This window comes from Pantoea sp. R102, from assembly GCF_004916815.1.
Taxonomy (GTDB): Bacteria; Pseudomonadota; Gammaproteobacteria; order Enterobacterales; family Enterobacteriaceae; genus Pantoea; species Pantoea dispersa.
Window position 1 is genome coordinate 1 of record NZ_SDFT01000010.1, and the last position, 7,726, is coordinate 7,726.

7 protein-coding genes are annotated in these 7,726 nt (G+C 60.2%); 1 reads left to right on the forward strand and 6 read right to left on the reverse strand.

Going from position 1 to position 7,726, the window contains the following annotated elements:
* The 6 genes from ERD80_RS01485 to ERD80_RS01510 form a co-directional block, all read right to left on the reverse strand.
* A partial coding sequence (locus tag ERD80_RS01485) for a glycerate kinase (RefSeq protein WP_136545560.1) occupies positions 1-1,065 on the reverse strand: 1,065 nt, incomplete at its 3' end.
* A gap of 85 nt (positions 1,066-1,150) precedes the next feature.
* Complete coding sequence (gene garR, locus ERD80_RS01490; RefSeq protein ID WP_136545561.1) at positions 1,151-2,035, reverse strand: 2-hydroxy-3-oxopropionate reductase; 885 nt, start codon at positions 2,033-2,035, stop codon at positions 1,151-1,153.
* Between the two features lie 19 nt (positions 2,036-2,054).
* Positions 2,055-2,822: a 2-dehydro-3-deoxyglucarate aldolase gene (gene garL / locus ERD80_RS01495; RefSeq protein WP_136545562.1), complete on the reverse strand. Its 768-nt coding sequence runs from the start codon at positions 2,820-2,822 to the stop codon at positions 2,055-2,057.
* A 52-nt stretch (positions 2,823-2,874) separates the two neighbouring features.
* Positions 2,875-4,206, reverse strand: a complete 1,332-nt coding sequence (gene gudD / locus ERD80_RS01500; protein WP_125310155.1) for a glucarate dehydratase — start codon at positions 4,204-4,206, stop codon at positions 2,875-2,877.
* A gap of 10 nt (positions 4,207-4,216) precedes the next feature.
* Positions 4,217-5,563: an enolase C-terminal domain-like protein gene (locus ERD80_RS01505; RefSeq protein ID WP_136545563.1), complete on the reverse strand. Its 1,347-nt coding sequence runs from the start codon at positions 5,561-5,563 to the stop codon at positions 4,217-4,219.
* A 10-nt stretch (positions 5,564-5,573) separates the two neighbouring features.
* Complete coding sequence (locus tag ERD80_RS01510) at positions 5,574-6,920, reverse strand: MFS transporter (protein WP_058771607.1); 1,347 nt, start codon at positions 6,918-6,920, stop codon at positions 5,574-5,576.
* 507 nt (positions 6,921-7,427) lie between these two features.
* On the opposite strand from ERD80_RS01510, the gene ERD80_RS01515 reads away from it, so the two are divergent.
* Positions 7,428-7,726, forward strand: a 299-nt coding sequence (locus ERD80_RS01515; RefSeq protein WP_248295802.1) for a UxaA family hydrolase, incomplete at its 3' end; no start/stop codon positions are given.

The following is a 7,726-nucleotide window of genomic DNA, read 5'->3' on the forward strand; positions in this document are numbered from 1 at the left end:
CAGCGCCTCTTCCAGCGAACAGATACCCGACAGCACGCTGTACACCGCGTCGATCCCGTGCTGATGCACCACACCGACATCCGCCGTCAGGCTGCCGGCAATACCGATCACCGGCTTATTGAACTGCTTCGCCACCTGCGCCACGCCAACCGGCACTTTGCCGTTGACTGACTGACTGTCGATGCGCCCTTCACCGGTAATCACCAGATCGGCATCCTGCACCTGCTGCGCCAGCCCCAGCGCTTCGGTGACAATCTCAATGCCGCGCCGCAGTTCCGCGTGGCAAAACGCATGCAGCGCCGCGCCCATGCCGCCGGCTGCGCCACCGCCGGCGATGTGCAGCACATCAATATCCAGGTCGCGCTGAATAATCGCAGCGTAATGGCCGAGCGCGGCATCCAGCTGCTGCACCAGCTGCGGCGTGGCGCCCTTCTGCGGGCCAAAAATCGCTGACGCACCCTCTTCGCCAATCAGCGGATTGGTCACGTCGCACGCCACTTCAATGCGGCACTGCAGCAGGCGCGGATCCAGATCGGCGATCTCAATCTTCGCCAGTTGCGGCAGTGCCCCGCCGCCGTAGCCAATCCCGCTGCCGTGGCTGTCCAGCAGCCGGGCACCGAGCGCCTGCACCATGCCGGCGCCGCCGTCGTTGGTGGCGCTGCCGCCGATGCCGATGATGATGTGATCGACGCCGCGATCCAGCGCGTTTTTGATCAGTTCACCGGTACCGTAGGAAGTGGTGATTAGCGGATCGCGCTGTGCCGCAGGCACCAGCTCCAGCCCGCTGGCCGCCGCCATCTCAATAAAGGCGGTACGCGCATCACCGGATAATCCGTAAAACGCGTCGACCGGCTCGCCGAGCGGCCCGGTCACCGTCAGTCTGACGATGTTGCCCTGGGTTGCCGCCACCATTGCTTCAACCGTGCCTTCTCCGCCGTCGGCGACCGGTATTTTGACATAGTCAGCGGCGGGGAAAATTTCGCGAAATCCCGCTTCTATCGCGGTAGCCACTTCCAGGGCGGACAAACTCTCTTTGTATGAATCCGGTGCGATGACAATTTTCATAGGCAATCCGAGCGCGGTAGGTGACGGAAATCCGTCTGGCTAAGGCAGTACAGCGTCCGGCATCCGCAGACACCGGACGCGGGCACTACCGGGTGATCTCAACTTTGGCTAATTTTTCATAATAGCAAGCCAGCGCGCTATGATCGGACGTACCCTGCCCGTCGACTTTTAGCGCCTGCATCATCTCCATCACCGCCGCGGTCAGCGGCAGATGTGCGCCAATGTCGTGTGAGGTATCAAGCGCATTGGCTAAATCCTTGATATGCAGATCGATACGGAAGCCAGGCTTAAAGTTGCGGTCCAGCACCATGGGCGCTTTGGCATCCAGCACGGTGCTGCCCGCCAGACCGCCGCGAATCGCCTGGTAAACCAGTTCCGGATTGACGCCGGCTTTGGTGGCCAGCGACAGCGCTTCTGACATCGCGGCAATGTTGAGCGCCACAATCACCTGGTTGGCCAGTTTAGTGACGTTGCCCGCGCCGATATCGCCGGTGTGCACCACCGAACCGGCCATCGCCTTAAGAACATCGTAGCACTGATCAAACAGCGCTTTATCGCCGCCGACCATCACCGACAACGTGCCTTCAATCGCTTTTGGCTCACCGCCGCTCACCGGCGCATCCAGCATTCTGATGCCTTTTTCTGCCAGCACATCATGCACTTCGCGGCTGGCCAGCGGCGCGATGGAGCTCATGTCGATCACCACCAGCCCCGGCTTCGCCCCTTCGATAATGCCGTTCTCGCCCAGACACACCTCTTTCACCTGCGGTGAGTTCGGCACCATGGTGATCACCACATCAACCTGCGCGGCCAGCTCTTTCGGCGTTTTCGCCACGGTGGCACCCAGCTCCACCAGTTCGGCTTCGTTGCTGGCGTTGTGGTCGCGCACCACCAGGGTGTAACCGGCTTTCACCAGGTTTTTACTCATCGGTTTGCCCATGATGCCGAGGCCGATAAATCCAATTTTCATTGCCTTTCCCCTTCGTCAGTTACTGCTTAAATTTGTCGCACAGCGCCTGCGTGGCGTGGCGGAAAACACCCAAATCGCTGCCGACGGCAACAAAGCTGGCACCCCATTCGAGATAACGGCGTGCGTCAGCCTCCACCGGCGCCAGAATCCCGCTCGGCTTACCGGCGGCTTTGGCACGCTCAAGGATGTAACGGATGACTTTCAGCACTTCCGGATGCGCCGGCTGGCCAAGATAGCCCAGCGCCGCTGACAGATCGCCCGGGCCGACAAAGATGCCGTCTACGCCGTCCACCGCCGCGATGGCGTCAATGTTGTCCACCGCCTGCTGGGTTTCGATTTGCACCAGCACGGTGATGTTGTCATTGATGGTGGCGTTGTAGTCCGGCAGCGTGCCGTACATATTGCTGCGATGCGAAACCGACACGCCGCGTATACCGGCTGGCGGATAGCGGGTCGATGCCACCGCGCGCGCCGCCTCTTCTGCGGTTTCCACAAACGGAATCAGGAAGTTATAGAAGCCAATATCCAGCAGACGCTTGATGATGATCGGCTCATTGCACGGCGGTCGCACCACCGGCGCGCTCGGGCTGCCTTTCAGCGCCATCAGCTGCGGAATAAAGGTGGTGATGTCGTTCGGCGCGTGTTCGCCGTCCAGCACCAGCCAGTCAAAGCCCGCCAGCCCCAGCACTTCCGTGGTGAGAGGATTGGCAAGGGCGCACCAGCTGCCAATCAGGGTTTCCCCTGCCAGCAAACGACGACGAAAAGGGTTGGGCCAGGCATTGCTCATGATCTCTACTCCTGTTATTTAGCACCGCCGCCCGCGGGCGCGCGGAATAAAATCAGCGCACCAGGCACGGACGCTTGTTATCAAATGTCCAGTTCGGCACGAGGAACTGCATCGCCTGCGCATCGTCGCGCGCGCCCAGTCCATGCTGCTGATACAGCGCATGGGCCTGCATCACCTGATCCATGTCCAGTTCGACGCCAAGGCCCGGCTTCTGCGGCACCTGCACCATGCCGCCCTTGATCTGCAACGGCTCTTTGGTCAGGCGCTGGTTGCCCTCCTGCCAGATCCAGTGGGTGTCGATGGCGGTAATGGCGCCCGGTGCGGCGGCGGCCACATGGGTGAACATCGCCAGCGAAACATCGAAATGGTTGTTGGAGTGCGAACCCCATGTCAGGCCGAAGTCGTGACACATCTGCGCCACGCGCACCGAGCCCTGCATGGTCCAGAAGTGCGGATCGGCCAGCGGAATATCGACCGACTGCAGCGACAGCGTGTGGCCCATCTGGCGCCAGTCGGTGGCGATCATATTGGTGGCGGTAGGCAGACCGGTGGCGCGCCGGAACTCGGCCATCACTTCACGTCCGGAGTAACCCTGTTCAGCGCCGCACGGATCTTCTGCATAAGCCAGCACGCCTTTCAGCTGTTTACCGAGCAGGATGGCCTCATTCAGCGACCAGGCGCCGTTGGGATCGAGCGTCACGCGCGCCTGCGGGAAACGCTTCGCCAGTGCGGTTACCGCTTCGGCCTCTTCACCGCCGCGCAGTACGCCACCTTTCAGTTTGAAATCGTTAAAGCCATATTTTTCATAGGCGGCTTCTGCCAGGCGCACCACCGCGTCCGGCGTCAGCGCTTCCTCATGCCGCAGGCGATACCAGTCGCACGGATCATCGGTCTGGCTCTGATACGGCAGTGACGTTTTGCGGCGATCGCCGATGTAAAACAGGTAGCCGAGCATCTCGACACGGTCACGCTGCTGTCCTTCGCCCAGCAGCGACGCCACGTTGACGCCCAGATGCTGGCCGAGGAGATCCAGCAGCGCCGCTTCGATGCCGGTCACCACGTGAATGGTGGTGCGCAGGTCAAAGGTCTGATTGCCACGCCCGCTGGCATCGCGATCGGCAAAGGTAGTGCGCACCAGGGTGAGGATATTTTTGTACTCGCCGACAGTTTTTCCGGTTACCAGCGCCGCCGCGTCTTCCAGCGTCTGACGAATTTTCTCGCCGCCGGGGATCTCGCCCACGCCCGTGTGGCCGGCGTTATCTTTCACAATCACGATATTGCGGGTAAAAAACGGCGCGTGGGCACCGCTCAGATTCAGCAGCATGCTGTCGTAACCGGCCACCGGAATGACCTGCATTGCTGTAATTTTGGGGGTGTGACTCATTTCCTGCTCCTTATGCATGGCGGCGTCCAAAAGCCGGACGCTTGCGGTCGAACGACCATCCGGGAACCAGATATTGCATTGCCGTGGCGTCATTACGTGCGCCTGCCGGCAGCGATTGATACAGGGCGTTAGCCTGGCGCAGGCGATCCCAGTCCAGTTCAACGCCGAGGCCGGGCTTGTCCGGCACAGCAATTTTGCCGTTGCGGATCTGCAGCGGCTCTTTGGTCAGGCGCTGGTCGCCCTCCTGCCAAATCCAGTGGGTATCAATGGCGGTCGGTTTACCCGGTGCCGCTGCGCCGACGTGGGTAAACATCGCCAGCGAAATGTCGAAGTGATTATTGGAGTGGCAGCCCCAGGTCAGTCCCCACTCATCACACAGCTGCGCCACGCGTACCGCGCCGCTCAGCGTCCAGAAGTGCGGGTCGGCCAGCGGAATATCGACCGCGTTGAGCATCACCGCGTGGTTCATCTCCCGCCAGTTGATGGCGATCATATTGGTGGCGACCGGCAGACCGGTGGCGCGGCGAAACTCGGCCATGACTTCGCGCCCGGAATATCCCTGCTCGGCACCGCACGGATCTTCGGCATAGCTCAGCACCTCGTGCAGGCCTTTGCACAGCGCGATGGCTTCAGCCAGATGCCAGGCGCCGTTGGGATCGACGGTGATGCGCGCGTCGGGGAAACGCTGCTTCAGCGCTACCGCCGAGGCAATCTCCTGCTCGCCCGGCAGCACGCCGCCTTTCAGTTTGAAATCTTTGAAGCCGTACCTGTCCTGCGCCGCTTCGGCTAAGCGCACCACCGCGTCCGGCGTCAGCGCCTCCTGATGGCGCAGGTGATACCAGTCGTGACCGGCCGCGTCGCCGCTCTGATACGGCAAATCAGTCTTACGCCGATCGCCAATGTAAAACAGGTAGCCCAGCACCGTGACCTCATCGCGCTGCTGACCCGGCCCCAGCAACTCGGCCACTGGCACGCCGAGGCACTGGCCGAGCAGGTCGAGCAGCGCCGCTTCCAGCGCCGCCACCGCATTGACCCGCAACTCAAACGTCCAGGCGCCGTTGCCGAAGGTATCGAAATCCGCCGACTGGTTACCTTTGTGCACCTGCTGCACCAGCCGGTTCATGCGCGCCACCTGCTGCCCTTTCACCTGCGGTATTGCCGCGACCAGCGTCTGATAAATGGTTTCACCGCCCGGCGCTTCACCGACGCCGGTGTGACCGGCGCTGTCGGTCAGCACCACGATATTGCGGGTGAAGCAGGCGCTGTGCGCGCCGCCGATGTTGAGCAGCATGCTGTCGTAACCCGCCACCGGGACCACCTGCATGTCGGTAATCACCGGGGAACTTTGCGTATTCATATTCGGTTCCTTATGACCGGGGTTTGAGTTCGACACGTTTGATATCGCCGGTTATCACCAGGAAGCTGAACGCCGCCACAAACGCATGGATGCCGACATAAATCAGCGCCCCTTCAAACGAACCGCTGGTGGCGATGATGTAACCAATGGCAATCGGCGTGACGATGCCAGAGAAGTTACCGAACATATTGAACAGGCCGCCGCTCAGGCCGCTGATCTCTTTGGGTGCGGTATCGGCCATCACCGCCCAGCCCAGCGCGCCAATGCCTTTACCAAAGAACGCCAGCGCCATAAACAGCACCACTACCCATTCGGTTTCGGTGTAGTTACACATCACCATGCTGATGGAGAGCAGCATACCGATGACAATCGGGGTTTTACGCGCGATGTTCAGCGAGCCGGTTTTACGCATCAGGTAATCTGAAATCACGCCGCCCAGCACGCCGCCGAGGAAGCCGCAGATGGCGGGAATCGAGGCGATCATGCCGGCTTTAAGAATCGACATGCCGCGCGCCTGCACCAGATACACCGGGAACCAGGTAATAAAGAAGTAGGTCAGGGCGTTAACGCAGTACTGACCGAGATAGATCCCCCACATCATGCGGGTGGAGAGCAGTTGCTTGATTTGAAACCACTTCTCATCCCAGCTCACTTTACGCTCGGCTTTCTTCGCATCCATGTTAATCAGCGCACCGCCCTGCTCCATGTACTCCAGCTCGGCTTTGTTTACGCCAGGGTGATCGTTCGGGTCATGAATCACTTTCAGCCAGATAAAGCTGAGAATGATGCCCAGCCCGCCCATGAACCAGAACACGTGCGCCCAGCCCACCTCGGCCACCAGCCAGCCCATGATCGGTGCGAAAATCACCGTGGCGAAGTACTGGGCGGAGTTAAAGATGGCGACGGCGGTACCGCGCTCCTGCGCCGGGAACCAGGCAGCAACAATACGGCTGTTACCCGGGAAAGACGGCGCTTCCGCCAGCCCCACCATGAAGCGCAGCAGGAACAGTGACACCACAATGCCGAAGCCGCTAAAGATGTCGACGAAGCCCTGCAACAGGGTAAACAGCGACCACAGGAAGATGCTCCAGAAATAGACGCGTTTGGAGCCGAAGCGGTCCAGCAGCCAGCCGCCAGGAATCTGACCGATAACGTACGCCCACGAGAAGGCGGAGAAGATGTAGCCGAGGCCGACGGAATCGAGACCGATCTCCTTCGACATCGCCGAACCGGCAATCGAAATGGTGGCCCGGTCACCGTAGTTGAACGAGGTGACGATAAATAACATCACCACAATCCAGTAACGGGCGTTGGTGCGCTTCTGCACCGCTGCCGCTGTCTGGCTGTAACTATTCATGATGCACTCCTGAAATATAGCGAACGCTACATTCACTCTGACTGCATACACATCGCGTTGGGTATCAGAATGATGTTGGGTTAAACACGGCGATTGTTGTTATGGCAAAACGATGATGCGTCGTGACGAATAACCAAACGTTGAAGAACGGCAATCAGTATAGGAACAGCATCGCCGCGAAACACTGGAGGAACGCCCGAGGATAATCCCCAATCCGGCACAATTTTGTGGCATTTGCCCATAACGCTGCGGCGTGGCTCACGGAACCCGCCATCCAGCCGCCAGATTGCTGTAAAAGTGAACAGCAAGCGTACGCTTTGTGAGGCTCTTCACTTGCGTTTGGTAAAACGAACCAAACTGCGCGCCGATCGCGGCACAAAGCCAGTCAGTTGCACAATGCGTGGGCCAATACCCCTGCTTATACTGAGGCTGGCAAATAACGATGATGTGACGGACGTGATTTCAACCGCACCGCTATGACCGGTGCGACGAACCGGAAGGTGAGCAATGAACCGACCTCTGACAGACAAACCGCGCTACATTAAAGTGCACGACGCCGATAACGTGGCGATTGTGGTCAACGATCAGGGATTGCCCGCAGGCAGCCGCTTTGATGACGGTCTGCAGCTGACTGAGCATGTGCCGCAGGGGCACAAAGTGGCGCTGAGCGATATCGCCCTCCACGGTGCCATCGTGCGTTACGGTGAAGTGATTGGCACAGCGCTGCGCCCGATTGCGCGCGGCAGCTGGATTGAGGAGTCGCTGGTGGCGCTGCCCGCCGCCCCACCGCTGGCCAGCCTGCCGCT

Bases quoted from the DNA above. Each gene is read 5' to 3' on its own strand.
- garR (WP_136545561.1), bottom strand. From the start codon at position 2,035: ATGAAAATTGGATTTATCGGCCTCGGCATCATGGGCAAACCGATGAGT.
- garL (WP_136545562.1), bottom strand. From the start codon at position 2,822: ATGAGCAATGCCTGGCCCAACCCTTTTCGTCGTCGTTTGCTGGCAGGG.
- gudD (WP_125310155.1), bottom strand. From the start codon at position 4,206: ATGAGTCACACCCCCAAAATTACAGCAATGCAGGTCATTCCGGTGGCC.
- ERD80_RS01505 (WP_136545563.1), bottom strand. From the start codon at position 5,563: ATGAATACGCAAAGTTCCCCGGTGATTACCGACATGCAGGTGGTCCCG.
- ERD80_RS01510 (WP_058771607.1), bottom strand. From the start codon at position 6,920: ATGAATAGTTACAGCCAGACAGCGGCAGCGGTGCAGAAGCGCACCAAC.